The following is a 22,276-nucleotide window of genomic DNA, read 5'->3' as shown; positions in this document are numbered from 1 at the left end:
GTTGTGGAAGCGCCGTGGGCGCGGAAGAAGGCTCAGTCGATCAGTTCGGCGGCCCGTTCGGCGATGGCGTAAACGGTCGCGTTGGTGTTGGCCGAGGGGATGGACGGCATCACCGAGGCATCGGCGACACGCAGTCCGGCTATTCCGTGCACGCGAAGGTTCGCAGGGTCGACGACGGCATCGGCGTCGGTTCCCATGCGGCAGGTGCCGGTGAAGTGGAAGTAGGGGCCGGTGGCCTTGCGAATGAACTCGTCCACAGATTCGCCGCTCGTCCCGGAGCCCGGCACCGCTTCCTGCTTGCGCCAGTGGGCGAACGCGTCTGCCTCGCCGATGCGGCGTGCCACTGCCAGGCCCTTGCGCATGACCTCCAGGTCACGGTCGTCGCTCAGGTAGCCCGGGTCGACGACGGGAACACTGGCGGGATGGGCGTCCGCCAGGCGCACGGTGCCGCTGCTGTGCGGAGCCATCGCGGAGAAGGCTATGGAGTAGCCGTTGGCCGGCGGCTGGCCCCAAGCCGACGGGAGCGGTGCGGCGACGATGTAGACCTGAAGGTCCGGCCGGGCCGCGGCGGGATCGCTGAACAGCAGGCCCATCATTTCGGCCGGCGGGTTGGCAGGAACGAACGGTACGGGCTGGTCGGCCTCGTACACCACGCCCGCCATCGGATGGTCCTGCAGATGGGATCCCACTCCCGGCAGGTCGGCGACGACGTCGATACCGTGTTCCTCAAGGTGTTGGGCCGGGCCGATCCCTGACAGCATCAGGAGGTGCGCGGAACCGATGGCTCCCGCGGTCAATATGACCTCGGCGCTGTCGATGGACAGGTGCTCCCCACCGATGGTGTACTCGACGCCGGTGCAGCGGCCCGCGGTGGTGCGCAGCCGCTGCACGGTCGCGTCCGTGACGACGTCCAGGTTCGGCCGGTCGAGGAACGGACGGATGTAGGCGTCGGCCGCGCTCTGGCGGGCGCCGCCGGGCAGATTCATGTCACTCCACCCGAACCCGGTCTCCAGCCCGCTGCCGATGTCATCGGCGCGTGCGAACCCGGCCTCCGCTGCGGCGTCGACGCCCGCCGTGGCCAGGGGATGGGGTTCCGGGACCGGGGCGACCGCGACCGGCCCGTCCGTGCCCCGCACGGAGGCATCACGGCTGCGAGTGCTCTCGCTGCGGCGGAAATACGGCAGCAGATCGTCGAAACCCCAGCCCGGAGCGCCGAGGCCGGGCCATTCGTCGTAACCGGACCGGTGCCCCCGCAGGTGGTAGAGGCCGTTGATGCTCGACGATCCGCCGAGCGCCTTACCGCGCAGCACGTCAGCGGCCCTGCCTGTACCGGCCTGCACGGTCGAGGCGCCCAGCCAGAGGGATGACGGGTCAAACCCCAGGAACCCCCAAGGAGATGCCATCGCCTCGGTTGCGTCCCCGGCTCCCGCCTCCAGCAACAACACCCGCACGCCCGGGCGTTCCGAAAGCCGGGAGGCAATCACGCACCCCGCCGTCCCCGCTCCCACCACGACATAGTCATAAGGACTCTTGCCCATCATGTCTCCGCTTCCCACGGCAGCACTGTCCGACCACCGGGTTTCAGGAAAAGGCTCCTCGACGATCAAAGAGCTGATTGCTTGCACGAACTAATGGGGCCGAGAAGTCCGAGCTCGGCGCGCAGAAGGCGTGGAACCGGCTGATCAGCAGCGAGCGGGCTCCAGTGGAGCGGGGCTGTCCGCAGGCAGGCCGCGCGCGCTGCTGGTGCTGACGGACACCGAGGTGGCCCGGCGGCAAACGATCACCTTGATCCGACGGGCCTGGGAGCGCCCGGTCCGGCCATTGCCGATCACCCCGTTGGGGATGTCCATGCCGGCGCATGTGCCTGCGATGACGGCCTTCCGGCTGGACTTCTCTTGTTTCACGCGTTTCTTGTCCTTGGTGTGTACCCGTCCTGGAACAGCCCGGGTTTCCCTTCTGCCGTCGAATCTTAGGAAAACGGACACGGCGCGTACTTGAACCTCCGCGACGTTCGTTCGGAACCTCAGCGCCATACGTGTGGCGAGACAGTCGGCGTCACACAGCACTGGGTCAGGCTGCTCGTACACGCCGACCGACTTCTTGCCCTGCCACAGGTGGCCGCCCTTTCCCACCGACGGCCGCGTGAACCTGGGTCGGCAGCAAGGACGTTAGGCGGCCGCAGTTCCGGCCACGGCGGGCCCGTGGCATCGGGGATGGGTGCGGATCCTCACGTCCGTCCACCGGGAGATCGACCTCTGGCAGCAGGTCGACGAGAACCTCGGCCCGGAAGCCACCCTCCGCCTGCTCTCCTGCACGGCTCCCACACCGAGTCGATCGGCGAGTGGTGGGGCTCCGGCTGGTACGAGACGATGTTCCGCCGCGCGGTTGTCCGCGCGGCGGACGACGGAAGCCTCCCGGCAATCATTCCCAGAACTTCCCGGCCCACCCCACGCCAGGAGCGTCACCTTCCAGGACCTCGCCGACTGGAACCTGTCGGCGACCTACGTCATCTACGCCGTGTTCGCCTTGCTGTCCACCCCGTTCGTGGTGTTCTGCATCAAGGAGACCAAGGGCAAAACCCTGGAGGAAATGGGCTAACGCCCGCTCACCCGGCTGGCCGGGCTGGATCCGACCAGCCGGGTGACCAGTTGATCGGCCAGCTGGCGGACCGGGCCAAGGCCGACGGGACCAACCTCACAGGCCAGGGCGGGCTGCGGGCCCTCGGGCCTGGGCTTGGCCCACCGGCTCGTCAATCAGCCGGTCATCCACAGACCTCGACAGCGCCTGCTCAGTCGGCTCGGCAGACTCGTCCACGGTCACGTTCTTGCTGATCATCGATGCACTTCCATGATCAGGAGTTACACCGACCTTTTACAGTCCCCCGGCAGCGGGAGGCACTCCATGGCCGGCGCGTGTTCACGTGACCTGCCGCGGACACTACGTCGGGCCTCCGGTCGGCTGGTGCCCCGCGTCCTCGCACCGGTCGACGAGGATGACCGCCACGTCGTCCGCGAGGCGGCTCTGGGCGTTGCGGAGCAACGCTTGGCGCAGGCCCTCCAGGAACGCCTGTCGGGTGTGGTCACGCATGGCCATCATGGCCTCGGGCAGGTCGAAGAAGGTGTCGTCCCAGTCGCGGGCCTCGATGACGCCGTCGGTGTACAGCTGCAGCCGGTCCCCCGGTGCGAACTGATAGCTGTCCGTCAACGCAGGAGGGCCGCTGATGAATTCCTCAAGCCCGAACGGCGGCAGGGGGACGGTGGGCATCAAGGGCCGGACCGTGCCGTTGCCCAGGAGCAGCGGCAGCGGGTGACCCCGGTTGATCGTCTCGAAGTGCGGGCTGTCCGGGATCTGGGCCACGAGCGCGGTGACAAATGCCTCCAGGAGGGCGTCGTCACCGCCGACCACGCCCGCGACCGCGACGACGGCGTCCCGGCGCAGGGCCTCTCCGCAGTGGTTGATGACCTCCGACCAGGTCGTCCTCGTAGTGGACGACCTCCCGGAACGCACCCAGCACGACCGCGGCGGCCCGTACGGCGGGCAATGCCTTGCCCCGGACATCCCCGACGATCATCCGGACCCCGTACCGGGTCTGGACCACGTCGTACAGATCGCCGCCGATCTGCGAGCCCGTCTCGGCCGCCAGGTACATGCTGGACGCCCGTACGGGGCCCAGCCGGTCCGGCACGGGCCGTAGGAGGACCTCCTGGGCGGCCGTGGCGATCCGGCGAACCTGGTTGAGCTCGTTCTCCCTGCGCGTGCGCGCAGCGCTGCTCGTCATGAAGCTCGCGGCCGAGACCAAAAACAGGGCGAGGAAGTTCGTGTAGACCTGTTGGCTGCCCCAGGCCTGGTTGTAGGTGGCGGTGGCCAAGCTGACACCGACGGCCGCCCCCACCGCCGCGAGCGTGCCCTTCGGCCCCATCGTCACCGCCGCCAGAGCGGGTGTCGCCACCAGTGGCGGGACGGTGTACCCGACGTGCGCGGGCGTGAACTCGATGAGGAGCACCAGCAGGGCGATCGCGAAGGGCACGCACTCCGGAAGGGCGAAAACGACCTGGTGGTGGCCGCCGGCTCCCGGTCCCGGGGGCGAGCGCAAGGGCTGGGCCAAGGCCGTCTCAGGCTGAGGGCGGGGCGGTCCCGTCCAGGCGTGCGTCCGCCTGTGCGGGCCTCACACCGGTGGCCACTGCGCTCACGGCCGCTGTCCGGTCCGCCTGCGGGCCGTGTCACCGTTTGACCGCGTTGTGGATGTACTGCCTGACCGCACCGCCGAGACCTTCGCGGCCTGGCTCACCGAGCACCCCGGCGCGTCTCGGAAGCGCCTTGCTGATCATGCCTGATGGGGTCCTAGAAACCCCCATCATCGCAAGCCACAAGGAACTTCTTCGTTTCCGGAGGAACTATCCATCGAGCCGGTGGATCCGGGCTCAGCAGTTCGATCAGAGGCAGATGCTGGGAGGGGCCGCGTTCGGGCCAATGTTGCGAACCCAGGTGTTGGCCGTGCCACCGGTGCCGGTGCCGGTGGTGTTGTCGCGGCAGTCGAGCATGCCGCTGCCGCGGGCGACGTTGAAGCTGATGGTGTTGCCCCCGTTGCCGCCGGCATCGATGCGGATGCCGTCGCCCGCGTTGCCGGTGGCGATGTTCCGGGAGATGACGGAGTTCGCGAGGGAGTTCGCTGCCACGCTGATGCCGTGGCCGACGGTGCTTGATTCGGAGTTTCTGATGGTGTTGCCGGTGATGGTGACGTTGGTGTTGGGCGAGAGGCCAAAGGCGTTGGCCCGCACGCCCAGGAAGCCCCTCTCAATGAGATTGGAGGTGATCCTCAAGTTCGTATTGCTGTCGCCGAAGAAGATCCCGGGGGCGCCAAAGTTGTCCCGGATGGTGTTGCTCCCTACGGCGACGTTGCTGGACTTGAAGATGAACGCAAAGGCCCTGTCCTCCAAGGATGTGTTTCTGTTTACTCTGACATTATCGACTCCTCCGGGTGCCAGTGCGTCCAGAAGGACACCAGAGTTCTCGTTACCGGAAAAGGTGTTATCTTCGATGTCCGCGTTCTTCAAGCCCGCATCCGAGTAGACTCCATTGCCGCTTGCGGAACCGGGTTCATTGTTCTGGCGGATACAGTTCTGTTCAACCTCGGAAAGGATTGCGCCGCTGGAGTTGAAATAGACTCCGAACACATTACCCTGGATCAAGTTCTGCCGCACTTGGTGGCCCGAGTGTGCCGCACTCATGACAATGCCATAACTGGAGGTATTGTTCTGAACGGTGAAGCGGGAGAACCTGATGCCGTTCTCCGCCAAGCGGACAGTGCCTGAACCGTCCGCCGACTGAATGATTGCCTGACTAGTCGGATCCGGAGCTCCGACCTGGCGGCACGCTGTCCCTCTGGGGGCGGCGGCCGGTCCGACCAACCGCAAGTTCGCCTTGTTCACGGTGACAACCTCATTGTATGTGCCGGCGCAGACCCTGATCTCGTCTCCCGGCGAGGCCGCGGTAATCGCTGCCTGGATCGTGGTGAAAGCTGCCTCCGGGCATTGCGCTCCGTTGTCATCCACAACGAGTACGGCCTGAGCTGCCTGGCTGGGCACTACCGGGAAGGCTGTAGCCGCTGCCACGCACACCACGACAAGAATGGTCTTCTTCATGGTCTTCTCCTCGACTCTCGGCGCAGACCGCGATCCGGTAGTGCGGCAGTACAGTCGGCTAGTGCTGTGACCTGGCAGCCGGACTGATGAATTAGCTTCCATTTGCCGACTCCATCAGTTACGTAAACTGAACGAAGCCCGGGCAAGCACAGGCTGATTGCGAAGCTAGGCGGGGTCACACTGGGTGTGCAAGCGGTAGTACTCCGTACGCGTCGCTGGGAGCTCCCAGCACGATCACGGTTGGGCTCGCTTGAGGCGTCGCCCGTAGATGAGGGCCGCAGGCGATGGAGACGAAGGCGTCGTAGAGTTCGGTGCGGCGTTCCGATACCCTCCATGCGCTCCCGGATCACGTCCCGCCTGAAGCGCCCCGTCGAACCGGGCTGCTCGGAGCGCGGCCCGGTTCAGCCGGAACACGGCGTGCGCGTCCCGCCACCTCGGCCACCATCAGCCGTTCCTGCCGGGCGCGGGTGTCGCGCGTTCTGTGGGCGCCTGACGAGCTGGCTTACGGCGCACTCGCGGGCACGGTCCTGCTGCCGGATCGGATCCGCACCCGGAGCCCAGGCCCGTAACCGGAGCGGGGCCCACCAGACAGAGGACCTGCCCCCCCTTCTGCGACAGTGACGCGAGGTACGACGGGGCATGCCCTTGCCCGCCCAGGAACGGGGCCCCGTAGTCGTCGGAATTCCTGAAGCGTGTGGCGATGTTGATCTCGTCGACCTCACGTCCGCCAGGCCGGCCGCTCGCAGGAACTCGTCCAGCTCCCGACTGCCCTCGTCCAGGGAGACTGCGGTTCCCAGAAGTAGCGGATGAGTTCCATGCCTCCCTGGGTGTAGTCCCAGAGGTACGCGGGGAGCGTCCCGCCGGGGCGCAGGATGCGGGCCATCTCTGCAATGGCCGGCTCAGGAGCAGGGACGAAGCTGAGGACGCCGCTGTTCGCCACCGACGCCCGCCGTCCGCGAACGGCAGCCTCATCGCATCGCCGCGTACGAACTGGGCCCGGGAATCCATGACGTGCACCGCACAGCCCTCGACTCGATAGGAGCCATACCAACTGCCGTTTGCCCTGGTCAGCGTGGGTGCAGCTGCTGTACCACCAGGAGACGAAGAACCTCCTGGTCAGCTACTCCCCCAAGAAGCTGGGTTTCTTCCAGTTCTCACGTGGACCACGAGGGAGGAACGCGCGGATCAGGGACGTAGACGCAGTAGGTTCCCGTGCGGATCGTCCGGTCGAGGTGGTCGCTGAGGGCCGGCAACACGTCGTGGAGACGGCCGATGGCCTTGCGTACGGACTGGGTGACGGCGGCCCGGGCCCGTTCGGAGGCTGCGCCGGCGTGCCGGTCGCGCCCGCCGAGACCGACGGCCCGGGTGAGTTCGCTGATCAGGAATCCACGTTCGAGTTCGCTCTGTTCCTGCCTGGCGATGTCGTTGTCGGCGCGGGCCTCCTCCATGTCCTCCTCGATCTCCGCGAGCCGCCGGCGGTACATCTGCTTGGCGCGGGCGTCCAGGAGGGGGCCGGCGTCGCCGGCGCGGGCGAGCCTGGCTGCGGCGTCCGGGTCGGCGGTGTCGGCGGCGGCGAGGTCGAGGACGTGGAACTCCCGGCCCGGCGCGGCGAGGAGGCGGGCGAGGTGGTGCATGCCCTTGCTGTCCCGTGCGGTCACGCGCCGGCCGTCGAAGACGACCCTCCAGTAGTCGCCCTCCCGGACGAAGGAGTCCAGCTCGGCCCCGTCCGTCTGCGGCTCCTCGGCCGCGGGAGCGCGGGTGATCCGATCGAGCTCGGTGCGCGCCGCCTCCCGCTCCAAGGTCTCGGCCCGGAGGTTGCCCAGGGCCCGCTGGGCGTCCGCGAGCCGGAGCCGGCACTCGGCCGTCTCGTAGGGGGCGCCGACTTCGTTCCAGGCCCGGACGGCATCGGTGAAGAACGCGGACGCGCCGGCCGCATCGCCCTCGGCGAGCAGGACTTCCCCCCGGGCTCGCAGTGCGGATGCGGCGAGCGCGTTGCTTTCGAAGGCGGCGGCCACCTCCTCGAGCTCGCGGGCCGCGACCCGTGCCGTCTCCAGGTCGGCGCCGGCCACGGCGATCCTGACCTGTGCGTCCAGCAACGGTGCCCGCCGCAGTTCGGAGGTGGGGGGCAGTTCCTTCGACGGCACCGGCAGCGGCCGCGCCAGTGCCTCCCGGATCGCGGTGGCCGCCGTGTCGACGTCGCCGTCGGCGAGCCGGACGAGCGAGAGCCCTGGTTCGGGATCCCATCCGAGGCGATGGGCGGCGAGCAGCGCCTCTTCCGCGCCGGTCCGGTTGCCACGCCGCAGCCGGATCCGGCCCAGCTCCGTCAGCGGCCAGCCCAGCTCGCGCCGCACGTAGGGGCGCAGCTCCTCGCACGCGAGCAACACCTGCTGCTCGGCGCTCGCGCACTGGCCCCGCAGACGCAGGATCTCGGCCCGGTGCACGCGGCACCGGCCGTGCAGGCTGCCGATCGCGTTCGTGCGCGCCCACCGCTCCATCGCCTCGGTCCACTGTTCGGCCAGGTCGTACTGGGCCAGGCCCTGCAGTGCGCACACCAGCTCGCAGTAGACGACTCCGGTCGACAGCGCATCGAGGTCGCCGGCCATCGCCGCCGTGCCGGCGTCGTCGAGGAGTTCCAGGCCCCGTGCGACGTCACCGTCGAGGATCACCAGTCTCGCCTGGGCCACTCGTCCGATCGCCGCCGCCGCCGGATCGGTGTGCGAGCCCGTCTCGATCGCCCGCTCTGCCCAGCTCCGCGCGGCTTCCAGGTCGCCGCTGAGGAGGCGCTCGAAGGTGCGCACCGCCGCGAACCACGCGTGCGCTCCGGTGAGCGGTGGTGGGGTGGCGAGCAGGCGGTCCGCGCGGCGTAGCCACCCTCGTACGGGTGCCATGAGTGCGGTGTCGAACAGCAGGTGCATGGCGACCCGTACGGCGGCTCCGGCCGCTGCGTTGTCCTCGCCGAGCCGGGACAGTTCGCCGTGGAGCTGCTCCCAGGTCTCGATCGTGACGTCGAGGTGTCCGGCGGCATACGCGACGTCGGCGAATTCGGCGAGCCCGTTCGGGTCGAGATCGCCCGCTTCCCTGGCCGTCAGGAACCCGGCGTAGGCGTCCGACCACGCTCCGCAGGCCGCGGCGTTCCGCGCCCGCTCCAGGCCGGTTCCGTCCCCAGCGGCGTGGGTCACGGGCATTCCCTCGATCCCGGGCTCGGTCGGTTACGGCGGTAAGCGTCCTGCTTACGCCTCCATGGTGAGCCACAAAACCGCATGGGAGGACGTCATGGACACCGCCACAGTGAACGGCATCCGGCTGGAACACGAGATCCGCGGAACCGGGGAGCCGGTCCTGCTCATCAGCCCGGTCCTGGCCGATGGGTTCGCCCCGCTCCTCGCCGAACCGGCACTCACCGAGCGCTACCGGCTGGTCCGCTACCACAAGCGTGGCTGGGGCGGCAGCACCCACACCCCCGGGCCGGTGGCCGTCGCCGACCACGCCGCCGATGCCATCGCGCTGCTCGACCACCTCGGCATCGGCCGCACCCACGTGGCCGGACACTCGAGCGGCGCGGCAGTCGCCGCCCAGATGGCCCAGGACCACCCCGACCGCATCGTGACGGTCGCCCTGCTGGAGCTCTCCCTGCTGTCCGTGCCCTCGGGCGAGGCGTTCTTCGCGCAGGCGGCGCCGGCGTTCGGAGCGTACGCCGACGGGGACGGCGAACGCGCCATCGAGCTGTTCCTGTCCCTCGTCAGCGGCATGGACGGGGAACGCTGCCGGGCCCTGCTCGAGGAACGCATGCCGGGCAGCGTCGAGCAGGCGGTCAAGGATGCCGACACGTTCTTCGGGATCGAGCTCCCCGCCCTGGCCGAGTGGCGGTTCAGCCCGGAAAACGCCGCGGCGATCCGCCAACCGGTGCTGTCCCTGCTGGGAAGCGGCACCCTGCAGCTGTGGGTCGAGGTCGCCGAGTTCCTCCGCTCGACCGTGCCCGACATCGAGGAGTGCGTCATCGACGACGTCGGCCATCTGCTCCACATCGAACGGCCCCGGCCGGTCGCCGAGGCCCTGGCCCGGTTCCTGGAGCAGCACCCGATCGCATCCTGACCACGGGCACCACGACAGCGCCCGGGGCACACGATCGGGTTGCCCGGTCGACCGTGTCGGGGGCTCAGGGCGAGGGGAGGTGCAGGATGCTGCCATGGACCGCCGACAGATCAGCTCCATCGCCCACACCGGCCACCCCGTCGCCGCTCCGCTGAGCGACGAGTCCGTGCACAGGCTCCTCGAACGGGCCCTGCCGAGCAGCGACGTCCGGCTGCTCGACCTCGGGTGCGGATCGGGCACCTGGCTGATGCGTGCGCAAGCCGCTCGCCCGGACCTGCGTGCCGACGGCGTCGACGACGACGCGGAGGCCATCGCCGCCGCCGGCCGCGCCGTCGACGAAGCGGGGCTCGGCGGCCGGATCGCCTTCCACGCCCAGGACGCCGCGGAGTTCACCTCGCCGCACCGGTACGGCCTGGTCCTCAGCATCGGCGCCACGCACGCGTTCGGAGGACTCCTCCCCACCTTGAAGGCCGTCGACGGCCACCTCGCCCCGGGCGGAAGCGTCCTCATCGGCGAGTGCTTCTGGGAACGCGAACCCGACCGCAAGACCCTCGACGCCGGTTTCGCCGCCGACGACTACGCCGACCTCGCGACGACGGTCGACCGCATCACGGCCGACGGCTGGGTGCCGGTCCACGGACACGTCAGCAGCCTCCAGGAGTGGGACGACTACGAGTGGTCCTGGACCGGGTCGCTCTCCCGCTGGGCCCTCGACAACCCGGAGCACCCTGACCACGGCCAAGCGCTCGAGGCCGCGGCCAGCCACCGCAAGGCCTGGCTCCACGGCTACCGGGGCACGCTGGGCTTCGTCACCCTGCTCCTGCGCCGCCCGGCCCGGCCCTGAAGCCCGGCCGGGTCGGGACGTGGCTGCGGGGTCGCGCCCCGTTCAGCCGTCGGTGCGCTGGTACAGCGTCCCGTCGCTCCAGATCCGGGCGACCCTGCCCCACTCGGCGGCCGAAGCCACGTCGGGGAAGAAGCCGTGCCCGTTGAGGTTGGCGCTGGTGTTGCAGAGCACCGGGACGCCGCTGAGCCGTCGATAGGCCGACAGGACGGCGAAGAGCAGGTCGTCGTCGTCCGGGCCGACCGTCTGGAGCCGCGCGGTGCCGTCGAGGTGGATGACCGCGGGGATGCGGTCCACCCATTCCGCCCGGACCTCGTGGTCGAAGAGCATGTGCGGGTCCGGCGTGCCGGGAGCGAAGATCGCCGGTGCATCGGCCTCGAGGCAGATGGGGGCGACGGGCCGGTAGGGCTCGCGGTCCTTGACCCGGTTCAGCTCGTCCTTCATCGACGCGCTGACCGGGGCCGCCAGGATGCTGCGGCCGCCGAGTGCGCGGGGGCCGAGCTCGGCTCGTCCGTGCAGGACCACCACGGGCTCTCCGGACTCGTGGAGGATCGCCGCGAGTTCCTCCGGAGCACACGCCGACGCCGACCAGCCGGCGGGCAGCTCGGGCGACGGCGTCAGCGCCGGGCCCAGCCGGGGGTTCCACGTGAGCGGGGCGAGGCCGTCGCGCTGCGCCCGGCCCAGAACGGCCGCTCCGATGGCGGAGCCCGAGTCGTTGGGGAACGGCGGGACCCACACGTCGCGGAAGTCCGGCGCCTCGCGCAGCGCGCTGTTCCACTTGATGTTGAGCGCGCAGCCGCCGGCGAAGCACAGGTTCCAGGGGCCTTCGCCCTTGGCGGCGCGGACCTTGGCGGTGATCCGCTCGACGAGGAGGTCCTCGAAGAAGGCGTGCACGCTCGCCAGGACGTCCTCGTCGCTGATCCCGTTCTCCGACACCCGGGTGCGGACCGCGGAGAAGAACTCGTGCACGGGAGGCACGGACGGCTCGAAGAGACTGCCGTACCCGCCGACCGCCGCGCGGTACTCCACGGCCGCCGGCTCGTCGCTCTCGAAGACGCGGTGGAACTCCTCCCGCAGAACCGTGAGGACGCGCTCGTCGACCTGGCCCAGCGCGATGTACGCCATGAGCTTGCCGGCGACCGAGAGGTCGTCGACCGTGGGTGACTGGACGGTCTTGCGGAAAGGCCCGAAGTGGTGTCCCGCAATGGCGTACGCATGGCCGAGGAGGGGGAAGAGTTCGCCCAGGTTCTCCACGCCGTCGCGCGGGTCCACCCAGTAGAGGCGGGGGAAGAGTCCGCCGTCCCAGACCAGGACGAAGGAGCCTTCGCCGCGCTGGGCGAAGGGGCTGGATGCGTAAGCGCTCGCCACGTGTCCGGCAGCGTGCGGGAAACTGGTGTACGCGTAAGTCTGGCCGTCCATCGGGAACTTGCCCGAGACGCTGGGCGAATCGAGCGCCGGGCACGCCGCCGACTCCCGGTAGGGACCGACCACGATCTCCGTGGGCACCCCCTGGTCGAGAAGGGCCACTGTTCCGGAGACGTCTCCGTCCCAGCCGTCGACGACCCACTGGTCGACGTCCTCCGGCTTGTAGCCGAAGTCGGAGAGGATTCCGGGGATCAGGCTGAAGTCGGCAACGGTGCTGTAGCGCAGACCGTTCCCCAGCTTCTCCATCTCGACACTGAACACGAGACGGTCGTCGTCGAGCAGGGCGACGGCACCATCATGCGTGAGTTTCAACCCGCAGATTATCAACTGTGTCACTCCTTGGTCTGCTTGAGTCGGCACATGGAAGTGCTTCGGTCTCCGACGGCTCGGAGGTGAATCTCAACTGGTAGAGGCTGGATCTTCGGCCCGGACGGAAGAGGGCGCGCCATTCGTCACGGATCTCGCTCGCCGGGACTTCCGAGAAACCCAGCTTCCCGAACCATTCGCCGCTGTACTGGGTCAGGGCCAGCAGAGAGCCGTATCCGAGTTCTCTGCCGATGGTCTGGGCGATACCGACCAGGTGCCGGCCGATCCCCCTGCCCTGCCAGTCGACCGCGATGCACAGGTTGTAGACGAGCAGGCTGCTCCCGGAGGGTGCCACCCCTGCGCAGCCGACCATGCGGTCCCCCTCACAGGCGACGACGAAGCCCTGTGACCTTTCGGCCAGTTCGGCCAGCGGGCGAGCCACCAGCAGGCCCTGCTCGACGAACGGGGCCGAGAGCAGGGCGATCTGCTCCGCGTCCTCGGGGCGCGCGGGTCGTGCAACGAGCACGTCCGTCGCGGTCAGGAGCCGGGAGGCGGTCTGCGCGGACTCACGCACCCTCCGCACCACCCGGCCGGGCGGTCGGACTGCCGGCCACGCCGAGCCCGAAGTGCTGCTCGGCCGACATCAGTTCGATCATGTTGACGTTGACCCGGGCGGGCTGCGAGAGACACCAGGCGACCGCCTCGGCCACGTCGTCGGCGGTGAGCGGTTCGATGCCCTGGTAGAGCGCGTCGGCGCGCTCCTCGTCCCCGTCGTAGCGGACCTTGGCGAACTCGGTCTTCGCCATACCGGGCGCCACACAGCTCACCCTGACGCCGGTTCCCTGGAGGTCGACGCGCATGTTCAGCGACAGCTGGTGGACGAATGCCTTGGTGGCGGCATAGACGTTCCCGCCCATGTAGGGGTAACTCGCCGCGATCGAGCCGATGTTCACGACGTGCCCGGACCCGCGCGAGACGAGGCGGGGAAGCACCAGACCGCTGAGGTTGAGCAGACCGGAGATATTCGTGTCGATCATTTCGCGCCAGGCATCACCATTGCCCGATTGAAGGGTGTCGAACCCTCGCGAGAGGCCGGCGTTGTTGACGAGGACCGCGATGTCACGGAATTCCGGAGGCAGCTCGTCGAGGGCCATGGCCAGACCTTCTCGGTCACGGACATCGGCGGCCACCGGCAGAATCGCTCCTGTGGAGTCCTCTTCCGCCAGCTCCTTCAGACGGTCCGCTCTGCGGGCCAGAGCCACCACGGAGTAGCCCTGCCGGCTCAGCACCTGTGCAATTCTCCAGCCGAATCCCGAAGATGCACCCGAGACCACGGCCACGCCACGCTTTTCCTGCGTCATGCACACACCCCTTCGGCCCCGTTGCGCTGTATCGCGACGAAGCCTTCACGCGTTCAACCCGCACTCCCGTCAGGGGCGGGGTTCTGGACACCTGCTTCAGCGGCATCGGGGTCTCCTTGCACGCCGACCGGCCAGAGTTACGCCTCGTTACGCCGAAACACCCTCGCCGACAAGGCTCCAGGTCGACTGACCTCTTACCCGTAAACTCCTCGCCAGTGAATCACGGGCCGATGCGGCGGTGGCAATTCTTCCATTTCACTTCCAGCCGATCGGAAGCGGGGCTCAAGGCGGACTCGACCGGGTTCACGGTATAAATCGTCGGGTGGGTCGGCCTGAAGGACGATGACGTGGAGGGTGCGCCGGTTGCCTGTTGACATTCCAAGTCCACTCCGTGATAGGAATGTTGGCCAAGAGGCCGGGAGCTGTGCATTTCGAGTCGAGTCCCACTCGAGGGTCAGTGCATGACGACCGCTCCGGACTTCTCGTACCGCGCCCTCCGTTGAAGTCATTTCCGGTCGCCGAGTACGAACACCGTTCGCGACCGCTGAACGCCACCTTCGACTGACAGGGGAAACCGTGTGCCTCCATTCAGAAGTGCCACGTTCACGTGTCCGTCTTAGCCCGGCCACTGCCGAATCGGTTCTGCCCGAGGTGCTCCGCGCGCCCGCCGACGACATACGGGGGCGGCTGTGAAACCGGGGCCCCTCGTGGAGTGGGACCCGCCGCGCACCGCGAAGGCCCTCCTCGTGTGCCTGCCCCACGCGGGTTCCGGCGCCTTTCAGTTCCGCACCTGGCAGGAACTGCTCGGCCCCGACATAGCACTGCTGGCCGTTCAGCTCCCGGGCCGCGAGAACCGGTGGCGCGAGGAGCCCGCGACCGGCATGGCGCAGGTGCTCGACGAGCTGGCGCCGGCCGTCGCCGCCCGGCTCGACCTGCCCTACTTCGTGTACGGCCACAGCATGGGAGCACTGGTGGGCTACGAGCTCGCCCGCGTCCTGGGGCGAGAGTACGGCCGGTGGCCCAGCGGATTCGTCGCCTCGGCCTCCCGGGCCCCGGACGACCAGGGCGAGCCCTCCGACACGCCTCGGCTGACCGACCGGCAGCTCGTCGACGAACTGGTCGCGGAAGGCGTCGTGCCCGCGGCCGTGGGCGCCAACAGCCGCTTGGCCGCGGCGGTGGCCCGGCCCCTGCGCGGCGACAACGCCATCTGCGACTCGTACGCGCCACCCGGCGAGGACGCCCTCCTGCCGTGCCCGCTCGGCGCATGGCGGGGGCAGGACGATGCAGGCGTGACCGACGACCACATCCGCAAGTGGCCCGCCTGGTCCGCCGCTGCCGGCACCGTACGGACCTTCCCCGGCGACCACTTCTACCCACTCGCCGACCCCCTCCGTGTGACCGCCGAACTGAGGGCGTTCGTCCTCGGCCAGCTGTCACCGCACGGCTGACCGGCGACGCTCCCGAGCGTCGCCCGACGGCAGAACCGCTCAGTACCTCCTGTCCCCCCGACCGCCCCGGCCACCCGGGACGGGACAACCCCGAAGGATTCGCATTGCCAAGCAACAATCCGCTGCCCGAGCTGGGGGATCCGGACCTCCGGTCACCCCGGAGCTATCTTCGATGGCTGATCGGCAGGCAGTCGAGCACACTGTTCCTCGGGGTGTTGTGGGGCTGCCTGTGGATGGCCAGCATGGGCCTGACCCCCTTCGCCATCGGCCGGGCCATCGACGCCATGACGGAGAAGGACACCGACCGGCTGCTGGTCTGGACCGGCGTCATCATGGGGCTCGCCCTGGTGACCACGGCCGGCAGCGTCCTGCGCCACCGCTGTGACACGATCGGCCGGCTCAAGGCCAACTACCTGACCTTCCGCCTCGTGGCCGCGCACGCGGTACGGCTGGGCGCGACCCTGCCCAAGCGGATCTCCACCGGCGAGGTCGTGGCCATCGGCACGGCCGACATCACCCGCATCGGCGCCCTGCCCGGCGCCGTCGCCCGGGGCATCGGCAGCGCGGTCACCGTCGTGCTCGTCGCCCTGGTGCTGCTCTCCACCTCGGTCACCCTCGGCCTGCTCGTCCTCATCGGCGTCCCCGTCCTGCTCGCGGGCACGGGACCGCTGCTCAGGCCGCTGCACAAGCGGATCGGCAGCTACCGCGACCTGCAGGGCGACTTGACGAACCGGGCCGGCGACATCGTGTCCGGTCTGCGCGTGCTGCGCGGCATCGGCGGCGAGGCCGCGTTCGGCGAGCGTTACCGCAAGGACTCGCAGCGGCTGCGGCAGGCGGGCGTCCACGTGGCGAAGGTCGAATCGGTGCTGCCCGCCGCCGAGGTGCTGCTCCCCGGGATCTTCGTGGTGGCGGTCGTCTGGATCGGTGCCCGCCTCGCCGTCGGTGGCGGTCTCACCGCCGGTGAACTCGTCGCAGCCTACGGGTACGCCGCATTCCTCATGCTGCCGATGCGCACGGCGACTTCGGCGGTGCAGTCGTTCGTCGGCGCCGATGTGGCGGCGCAGCGCGTCGTGCGCGTACTGGCCCTCGAGCCCGACGCCACCTCCGACATCGCACGGGCCGACCTCTCCGAGGCGCCCGACCTGTACGACGCGGAATCGGGGCTGCGGGTCCGGCCGGGACTGATGACCGCGATCGCCGCCTCCACTCCGGAGGAGGGCGCCGCGATCGCCGAACGGCTCGGGCGCTACGCCCCGGGTGAGGTGACCGTCGGCGGTGTGCCGCTGGACTCGCTGCCGCTGGAGCAGGTGCGTGAACTCATCCTCGTGGCCCGCAACGAGGACACCCTCTTCTCCGGTGTCCTGGCCGAGGATCTGGGCGGACGCTCGGACCAGGTGCGCGCGCAGGCCCTGCACGACGCCAATGCGGACGACATCGTCGAGGCCCTGCCGGACGGTCTGGCCACCGTCGTCACCGCAGGGGGCTCCGCCTTCTCGGGCGGCCAGCAGCAGCGGCTGCGGCTGGCGCGCGCGCTGGCGGCGCAGCCCGGGGTCCTCGTCCTGGTGGATCCGACCAGTGCCGTGGACGCGCACACCGAATCGGTGATCGCCGAACGGCTCCACAGGTCCAGGGCGGAGCTCACGACCGTGGTCGTGAGCAACAGCCCGCTGTTGCTCGACCAGGCCGACGAGGTCGCCTACGTGGAGGACGGCAAGGTCGTCGCGACCGGCACACACCGTGAACTCGCCACCGGTGCGTCCCAGTACGCCGCCGTTGTCATGCGGGAGGAGACGTGATCGTCACCGTCCCCAGTCCTTCCGACAGCCGCCCTCAGAGGAGTGCCCAGTGAGTCTTCCGGTAGCCGACGCGAAGACGGTCCGCCGTCACGTACGGGGCCTGGTGCGCAGCCATACCGGTCTGCTGACCCGCACCGTGCTCTGGTTCGTCCTCGCCACGGTCTGCGGTCTGGTGGTGCCCGCCCTGCTGGGCCGGCTGGTCGGGCAGGTGGAGAAGGGCATCACCACCGACCAGGTGGACTTCACCGTGCTGACGATCGCCGGACTCCTGCTGCTCCAAGGCGTGTTCACCCGTACCGCCCGCCTCCAGGGGGCCCGGCTCGGTGAGCTGGTCCTGGCCGACATCCGCGAGGGATTCGTGCGGCGGGTGCTGACCCTGCCCCTGCACACGGTGGAGAAGGCCGGGGCCGGCGATCTGCTGACCCGCAGCACCCGCGACGTGGATGCGCTGTCCAACGCCGTGCGCATGGGGGCGCCGTCGATCCTGGTGGCCAGCCTCTCGGTGGTGCTGACGCTGGTGGCGCTGGTCGTGACCAGCCCGATCATGGTCCTGCCTTGCCTCATCGCCGTCCCGCTCATCGTCTGGTCGACGCGCTGGTACCTGGCGCGCGCCCGGGATGCCTACCTGGCCGAGGCGGCCGGCTACTCCGACCTCGCCCAGGGCCTCTCCGAGACGGTCACCGGCGCCCGCACCGTGGAGGCGCTGCACCGGTCCGGCCCGCGCATCCGCCGCACGGACGAGGACGTCGAGCGGGCGAACGGCGCGGAGCGGCGCACGCTGTTCCTGCGCAGCGTCTGGTTCCCGCTGATGGACTTCGGCTACGTGCTGCCGGTCGCCGCCACGCTGCTGTTCGGCGGGCTCTTCTACATCGAGGGCTGGGTGAGCCTCGGCGAGGTGACCGCCGCGACCCTCTACACCCGGGCCGTGATCGACCCGCTGGACGAACTCCTCGGCTGGCTCGAGGAGCTGCAGGTCGGCGACGCCTCGCTGGCCCGCCTGATCGGCATCGAGGCGGGGGCCGGACCGGAGAGCGACTCCGGTCGGCGGCCCGAAGGCGACCGGCTGGCCGCGGACGGCATCGCCTATGCCTACCGGGCCGGTCACGACGTGATCGAGGACGTCAGTCTCAGCGTCGGATCCGGTGAGCGCATCGCCATCGTCGGCCCTTCGGGGGCCGGCAAGTCGACCCTCGGCCGCATCCTCGCCGGCATCCACGAGCCGCGTACCGGATCGGTCACGCTGGGCGGAGTACCGGTCCACGAACTGCCGTTGGAAGAGCTGCGCCGCAACGTCGCGCTGGTCACGCAGGAACACCACGTGTTCCTCGGGACCGTGCGCGAGAACGTCGCACTGGCCGCGCCGGACGCCACGGACGAGCAGGTGACGGCGGCCCTGGCTGCGGTGGCCGCCGAGGAGTGGGTCCAGGCCCTTCCGAACGGCCTCGACACCGAGCTGGGCACCGACGAGAACCCCGTGTCGCCCGGCCAGGCACAGCAGCTGGCCCTGGCCCGGCTCGTCCTGGCCGATCCGCACACCCTGGTGCTCGACGAGGCCACCTCGCTGCTCGACCCGCGGGCCGCCCGCGACCTCGAGCGTTCGCTCGCCGGCGTACTGCGCGGGCGGACCGTCATCGCCATCGCCCACCGGCTGCACACCGCCCACGACGCGGACCGCGTGGTCGTGATGGAGGCCGGCCGCATCACCGAGCAGGGGGCTCATGACGAGCTCGTCTCGGCGGGGGGCGCGTACGCCGGACTGTGGGAGTCCTGGCACGGGCGCGGCCCCTCGGCCTCTTCGAAATCCCCTGTTCCTTCACCTTCTTTGGACCAGTCCGAACACTGAGCGCCAGGAGAGACCGTTGCAAGCTGACCGCACACGCATACTCGACGCCGAAGCCATCGCCACCATCGTCACGAAGGTGGGGCTGGGGCAACTCTACGATCTGACGATCGCCCGTCTGGAAACCGTTCTCGCCACCGGCCGCGACGCACCGGTGGAGATGAAGCAGCGGGACGGATTCCTCATCGAGACACCCCATCTGGGACTGCTGGAGTGGATGCCCGCGCTCCGGCACGGCGCCACGGTGTCCATGAAGATGGTCGGCTACAACCCGCACAATCCGGTCAAGAACCAGCTGCCCACCATTTTGTCCACCCTGTGCGCCTTCGATGCCGACAGCGGCCACCTGCGGACGGTCATCGACGGGACCTTCGCCACCGCCATCCGTACGGGCGCGGCGTCCGCGCTGGCCAGCCGGGTGCTGGCGCGTCCGGACTCCGCGGTCCTCGGTCTCGTGGGCTGCGGCGCGCAGGCCGTGACCCAACTGCACGCCCTGTCCCGGGTCTTCTCCTTCTCCGAGATCCTGGTGTGCGACGAGGACGTGCGGGCGGAGAACTCCTTCGCGGCCCGGTCCCGGCTGCCTGCCGGGGCCGTACGGATCGCGCCGTTGGCAGAGGTGGAGGAGCGGGCCGATGTGCTGTGCACCGCCACCTCGGTCGCACCGTACGCGGGCCCGGTCATCCGGGGAACCAACCTCAAGCCCTGGGTGCACATCAACGCCATCGGCTCCGACATGCCGGGGAAGACCGAGCTGCCGCTGGAGCTGCTGCGCAGGGCGGTCGTCTGCCCCGATCACGTGGCGCAGGCGCGGGCCGAGGGCGACTGCCAGCAGCTCGCTCCCGAGGAGATCGGGCCCCCGCTCGCCGAGATCCTCCTGGACCCGGAGGCCCACCGGAAGCTGTCCCCGGTCACCACCGTGTACGACTCGACGGGTCTGGCGCTGCAGGACCTCGTCATGGTCGAGGTGTTCGAGGAGCTCGCACGGGACCTCGGCGTCGGTCACCACCTCGCCATCGAGGCGACCGCCGACGACCCGCAGGACCCTTACTCGTTCCTGCCGGGGCCGGTCACCCGGTCCTGGGAGGGGCAGCCGGGGGCACGGCGATGACCGCGGCGTCCCCTGCCCCGGGGCACGCCGGACCGGTGGTGGACATCGGTGTGTCCTCGGTCCTGGAGCTCATCGACCGCGAGGTGGCCGCGCACCCGGGGGCGCCCGCGGTGCGCGAGCCGGGCCGGGAGGTGTCGTACGCGGAGCTCGACCGTCTCGCGGACACCGTCGCGGACCGGCTCGGGCGGGACTTCGGCATCGCGCGCGGTGACACGGTGCTCATCGCCGCCCGGGCGGGTGCCGACTTCACCGCTGCGGTCCTGGGCACGCTGCGGGCCGGGGCCGCCTATCTGCCGGTGGACACGACGTACCCGCCGGAGCGCATCGAGCAGATCCTGCGCGCGAGCAGCGCGGCACTGCTGGTCCTGGCCGATCCGGGGGCGCTGGACACCGGTGCCTCGGGGACGCGGGCGACCGCTCTGGCGGGTCTGGTGGCACCGGACCCGGCGGGCGGTGCGGCGCCGGCGGCGGTCCGCCGGCGGCCGGCGCCGGAGGATCCCGCTTACGTCATCTTCTCCTCGGGTTCCACCGGCAACCCCAAGGGCATCGTCCAGACCCATGGCTGCCTGGCGAACTTCATCTCCTGGCAGGTGGACGGCTCCGGGCTCGGGCGCGGACGGCGGGTCCTGCAGGTGGCGCCGCTGACCTTCGACGTCTCGGTCCAGGAGATCTTCTACACGCTCGCCTCGGGCGGGTGCCTCCATGTGCCGGAGCCCCATGTGCGGCGCGATCCCCGGGATCTGATCGACTACGTCATCGACGAACGCATCGAGGTCGTGGACTTCCCGCAGTCGCTCATCGACGTGGTCATGGCGCTGCCGACGAACTTCGAGCACGCCGCGGACCTGCGCCACATCATCAGCGCGGGCGAGACGGTGCGGTGCACGGAGGCTCTGGAGGGGCTGCTGACGCGCCGGCCGGAGATCACCCTGCACAACCACTACGGGCCGGCCGAGAACCACATGGTGGCCAGCCACTCGATGAACGCGGCGGCCGGCAATCTCGAACCGAGGCCGCCCGTCGGGTCACTGGTGTGGAACACCTACGTCTACGTGCTGGACGAGCACGGTGTTCCGGTGCCCGACGGGGAGGTCGGGGAGGTGTACATCGGCGGTGCGGGGGTGGCCCTGGGGTACACCGATCCCGAGCTGAGCGGCACCGCGTTCGTGCCCGATCCGTTCCGTCCGGGCAAGCGGCTGTACCGCACCCGGGACCGGGGGGTGTGGCGGGCCGACCAGACGCTCCAGTTGCTGGGCCGGATGGACGACCTGATCAAGATCCGGGGCAATGCCGTGGAACCGCGGGAGGTGGAGGCGCGCCTCACGGACTTCTCCGGGGTCAAGGACGCCGCGGCGTTCGCGGTGGTGCGGGCCGGCGGGGCGGTGGAGCTGCACGCTGCTCTCACCGGTGCTCCGCCGCCGGCCTCGGAACTGCGCCGGGCGCTGCTCGCGGTCCTGCCCGACTACATGGTGCCGGTCCGCTGGTGGCTGGTGGACGGCCTGCCCGTGTCACCCAACGGCAAGCTGGACCGCAAGGCCCTGCCCGGCGACGGGGCGCAGCCCCTGTCCCTGGTGCCTCACCAGGCGAACGCCTCGCGGTAGCCGCGCTTCTCGATGCAGTACGTCCGGAACGCCTCGGCCTTCTCGACCAGCGCGTCGTCCCCGGTGCGCACGGCGGCTTCGACGAACCAGTCGAACGCCGCCGTCGCATCGGCCTGGCGGGTGAAGTGGACCGCGGCGAACTTCCGGAAGGAGGCGCGCAGGTCGGTGGCGTTCATATCGGCCGCGGAGGACATCAGCTCGGCCACGTCGGCGTCCGAGACCGGCGGACGCGAAATGATGCGGACGGGCAGCTCGGACTGGATGGTGTTCTTGATTTCAATGGGGGCTTCGGCGTCCGAGAAATCAAGGCAGAGGGACAGCCTGGGAAGTCGCGAGACGCTCCGGGCCGAGTGCGGAACCGTGGTGTGGATTTTCCATACCTCGCCACGGCGGAGGTGATAGACGATGTCGTTCTCGGAATGCAGGGAATCCTCGTCCGTGCGCAGGGGTATCTGAAGCCTCGTACCCGGCTCGGAGAATTCTAGAAAATCGACATGGGGCGCGAGAATTCCGTCACTGAGGCCGAATATACGGACCCACTGCAGCCTCTCGAGGGGGAAGTTGTCGGTGACGAGCGACATGATGTTGGGAAGCTTCCTGCCCAGCTCAGTCAGGGCAAGCTGCCCCTCGTAGGGCCGGAAGGCCGTGTCCTTGGCGCTGCCCCCGGAGTTCGCGAGGACATGCGCGGACCAGTGGCCGAAGGAAAATGCGTCGTACTCGCCACCGGCATCATTGGAATCGATGACCGAAAGCTCCTCGGCCAAGTCGTAGGAATCGATCGGAAGCGTGGCGAGCCTTTGTGATTTGAGCATGCGA

At 69.5% G+C, this 22,276-nt stretch carries 18 protein-coding genes and 1 pseudogene; 8 read left to right on the top strand and 11 right to left on the bottom strand.

Going from position 1 to position 22,276, the window contains the following annotated elements; all coding sequences use genetic code 11:
* Positions 1–32: 32 nt before the first annotated feature.
* A complete protein-coding gene (locus AB5J51_RS33175; RefSeq protein ID WP_369779303.1) occupies positions 33–1,607 on the bottom strand; it encodes a GMC family oxidoreductase in 1,575 nt (524 codons plus the stop codon).
* Positions 1,608–2,466: 859 nt separating this feature from the next.
* Here AB5J51_RS33175 and AB5J51_RS33170 point away from each other — a divergent pair.
* Positions 2,467–2,598: pseudogene (locus AB5J51_RS33170) on the top strand (MFS transporter); the annotation flags it as partial.
* Positions 2,599–2,694: 96 nt separating this feature from the next.
* On the opposite strand, the gene AB5J51_RS33165 reads toward AB5J51_RS33170, so the two are convergent.
* The 6 genes from AB5J51_RS33165 to AB5J51_RS33140 form a co-directional block, all read right to left on the bottom strand.
* Complete coding sequence (locus tag AB5J51_RS33165) at positions 2,695–2,835, bottom strand: hypothetical protein (protein ID WP_369779302.1); 141 nt, start codon at positions 2,833–2,835, stop codon at positions 2,695–2,697.
* A 102-nt stretch (positions 2,836–2,937) separates the two neighbouring features.
* Positions 2,938–3,507, bottom strand: a complete 570-nt coding sequence (locus AB5J51_RS33160) for a PP2C family protein-serine/threonine phosphatase (RefSeq protein ID WP_369779301.1) — start codon at positions 3,505–3,507, stop codon at positions 2,938–2,940.
* Positions 3,392–4,105: a hypothetical protein gene (locus tag AB5J51_RS33155; RefSeq protein ID WP_369779300.1), complete on the bottom strand. Its 714-nt coding sequence runs from the start codon at positions 4,103–4,105 to the stop codon at positions 3,392–3,394. The genes AB5J51_RS33160 and AB5J51_RS33155 overlap by 116 nt, the downstream gene beginning before the upstream one ends.
* Before the next feature lie 328 nt (positions 4,106–4,433).
* On the bottom strand, positions 4,434–5,642 hold the full coding sequence (locus AB5J51_RS33150; RefSeq protein ID WP_369779299.1) for a nitrous oxide reductase family maturation protein NosD: 1,209 nt from the start codon (positions 5,640–5,642) through the stop codon (positions 4,434–4,436).
* Positions 5,643–6,360: 718 nt separating this feature from the next.
* On the bottom strand, positions 6,361–6,525 hold the full coding sequence (locus AB5J51_RS33145; protein WP_168724151.1) for a hypothetical protein: 165 nt from the start codon (positions 6,523–6,525) through the stop codon (positions 6,361–6,363).
* 271 nt (positions 6,526–6,796) lie between these two features.
* Positions 6,797–8,821, bottom strand: a complete 2,025-nt coding sequence (locus AB5J51_RS33140; protein ID WP_369779298.1) for a transcriptional regulator — start codon at positions 8,819–8,821, stop codon at positions 6,797–6,799.
* Between the two features lie 94 nt (positions 8,822–8,915).
* Between AB5J51_RS33140 and AB5J51_RS33135 the strand changes: the two genes are divergently transcribed.
* Positions 8,916–9,734: an alpha/beta fold hydrolase gene (locus AB5J51_RS33135; RefSeq protein WP_136222359.1), complete on the top strand. Its 819-nt coding sequence runs from the start codon at positions 8,916–8,918 to the stop codon at positions 9,732–9,734.
* Positions 9,735–9,828: 94 nt separating this feature from the next.
* The gene (locus AB5J51_RS33130; RefSeq protein ID WP_369779297.1) at positions 9,829–10,578 is read left to right on the top strand and encodes a cyclopropane-fatty-acyl-phospholipid synthase family protein; all 750 of its coding nucleotides are present in this window, start codon (positions 9,829–9,831) and stop codon (positions 10,576–10,578) included.
* A 42-nt stretch (positions 10,579–10,620) separates the two neighbouring features.
* Here the strand turns inward: AB5J51_RS33130 and AB5J51_RS33125 are convergent, their stop codons facing one another.
* From AB5J51_RS33125 to AB5J51_RS33115, 3 genes are read right to left on the bottom strand one after another with little or no spacing between them, the layout of a single operon-like run.
* Positions 10,621–12,312 (bottom strand): carbamoyltransferase N-terminal domain-containing protein, encoded by a 1,692-nt coding sequence (locus AB5J51_RS33125; protein ID WP_234382942.1) that lies wholly within the window; start codon positions 12,310–12,312, stop codon positions 10,621–10,623.
* The gene (locus tag AB5J51_RS33120) at positions 12,296–12,880 is read right to left on the bottom strand and encodes a GNAT family N-acetyltransferase (RefSeq protein ID WP_369779296.1); all 585 of its coding nucleotides are present in this window, start codon (positions 12,878–12,880) and stop codon (positions 12,296–12,298) included. Before AB5J51_RS33120 ends, AB5J51_RS33125 begins: the two co-directional genes overlap by 17 nt.
* The gene (locus AB5J51_RS33115; protein ID WP_053790799.1) at positions 12,873–13,667 is read right to left on the bottom strand and encodes an SDR family NAD(P)-dependent oxidoreductase; all 795 of its coding nucleotides are present in this window, start codon (positions 13,665–13,667) and stop codon (positions 12,873–12,875) included. Before AB5J51_RS33115 ends, AB5J51_RS33120 begins: the two co-directional genes overlap by 8 nt.
* Positions 13,668–14,356: 689 nt before the next feature.
* Here AB5J51_RS33115 and AB5J51_RS33110 point away from each other — a divergent pair.
* The 5 genes from AB5J51_RS33110 to AB5J51_RS33090 all read left to right on the top strand — a co-directional run bounded on the left by AB5J51_RS33110 (position 14,357) and on the right by AB5J51_RS33090 (position 21,460).
* Positions 14,357–15,115, top strand: coding sequence for a thioesterase II family protein (locus tag AB5J51_RS33110; RefSeq protein WP_053790800.1), 759 nt, complete (start codon positions 14,357–14,359; stop codon positions 15,113–15,115).
* A gap of 104 nt (positions 15,116–15,219) precedes the next feature.
* The gene (locus AB5J51_RS33105) at positions 15,220–16,911 is read left to right on the top strand and encodes an ABC transporter transmembrane domain-containing protein (RefSeq protein WP_369779295.1); all 1,692 of its coding nucleotides are present in this window, start codon (positions 15,220–15,222) and stop codon (positions 16,909–16,911) included.
* Between the two features lie 49 nt (positions 16,912–16,960).
* Positions 16,961–18,754, top strand: a complete 1,794-nt coding sequence (locus AB5J51_RS33100; RefSeq protein ID WP_136222365.1) for an ABC transporter ATP-binding protein — start codon at positions 16,961–16,963, stop codon at positions 18,752–18,754.
* Positions 18,755–18,770: 16 nt separating this feature from the next.
* Entirely contained in the window at positions 18,771–19,859 is a 1,089-nt protein-coding gene (locus tag AB5J51_RS33095; protein WP_053790803.1) for an ornithine cyclodeaminase family protein, read from the top strand.
* On the top strand, positions 19,856–21,460 hold the full coding sequence (locus AB5J51_RS33090) for an amino acid adenylation domain-containing protein (protein ID WP_133898727.1): 1,605 nt from the start codon (positions 19,856–19,858) through the stop codon (positions 21,458–21,460). Before AB5J51_RS33095 ends, AB5J51_RS33090 begins: the two co-directional genes overlap by 4 nt.
* Here AB5J51_RS33090 and AB5J51_RS33085 read toward each other — a convergent pair.
* Positions 21,436–22,272 carry a putative nonproteinogenic amino acid hydroxylase gene (locus AB5J51_RS33085; protein WP_053790805.1) on the bottom strand — a complete coding sequence of 279 codons (837 nt, stop codon included), beginning with the start codon at positions 22,270–22,272 and terminating at the stop codon, positions 21,436–21,438. The genes AB5J51_RS33090 and AB5J51_RS33085 overlap by 25 nt on opposite strands.
* Positions 22,273–22,276: the final 4 nt, after the last annotated feature.

The organism is Streptomyces sp. R33, from assembly GCF_041200175.1.
Taxonomy (GTDB): Bacteria; Actinomycetota; Actinomycetes; order Streptomycetales; family Streptomycetaceae; genus Streptomyces; species Streptomyces katrae_B.
Note: the sequence above shows the minus strand (reverse complement) of the source record. Positions and strands in the feature narration are given on the sequence as shown.

Excerpts from the sequence above, each read along its gene's own strand:
- AB5J51_RS33130 (WP_369779297.1), top strand. The coding sequence starts at position 9,829 with ATGGACCGCCGACAGATCAGCTCCATCGCCCACACCGGCCACCCCGTC.
- AB5J51_RS33165 (WP_369779302.1), bottom strand. The coding sequence starts at position 2,835 with ATGATCAGCAAGAACGTGACCGTGGACGAGTCTGCCGAGCCGACTGAG.
- AB5J51_RS33145 (WP_168724151.1), bottom strand. The coding sequence starts at position 6,525 with ATGGCCCGCATCCTGCGCCCCGGCGGGACGCTCCCCGCGTACCTCTGG.
- AB5J51_RS33085 (WP_053790805.1), bottom strand. The coding sequence starts at position 22,272 with ATGCTCAAATCACAAAGGCTCGCCACGCTTCCGATCGATTCCTACGAC.
- AB5J51_RS33090 (WP_133898727.1), top strand. The coding sequence starts at position 19,856 with ATGACCGCGGCGTCCCCTGCCCCGGGGCACGCCGGACCGGTGGTGGAC.
- AB5J51_RS33150 (WP_369779299.1), bottom strand. The coding sequence starts at position 5,642 with ATGAAGAAGACCATTCTTGTCGTGGTGTGCGTGGCAGCGGCTACAGCC.
- AB5J51_RS33135 (WP_136222359.1), top strand. The coding sequence starts at position 8,916 with ATGGACACCGCCACAGTGAACGGCATCCGGCTGGAACACGAGATCCGC.
- AB5J51_RS33115 (WP_053790799.1), bottom strand. The coding sequence starts at position 13,667 with ATGACGCAGGAAAAGCGTGGCGTGGCCGTGGTCTCGGGTGCATCTTCG.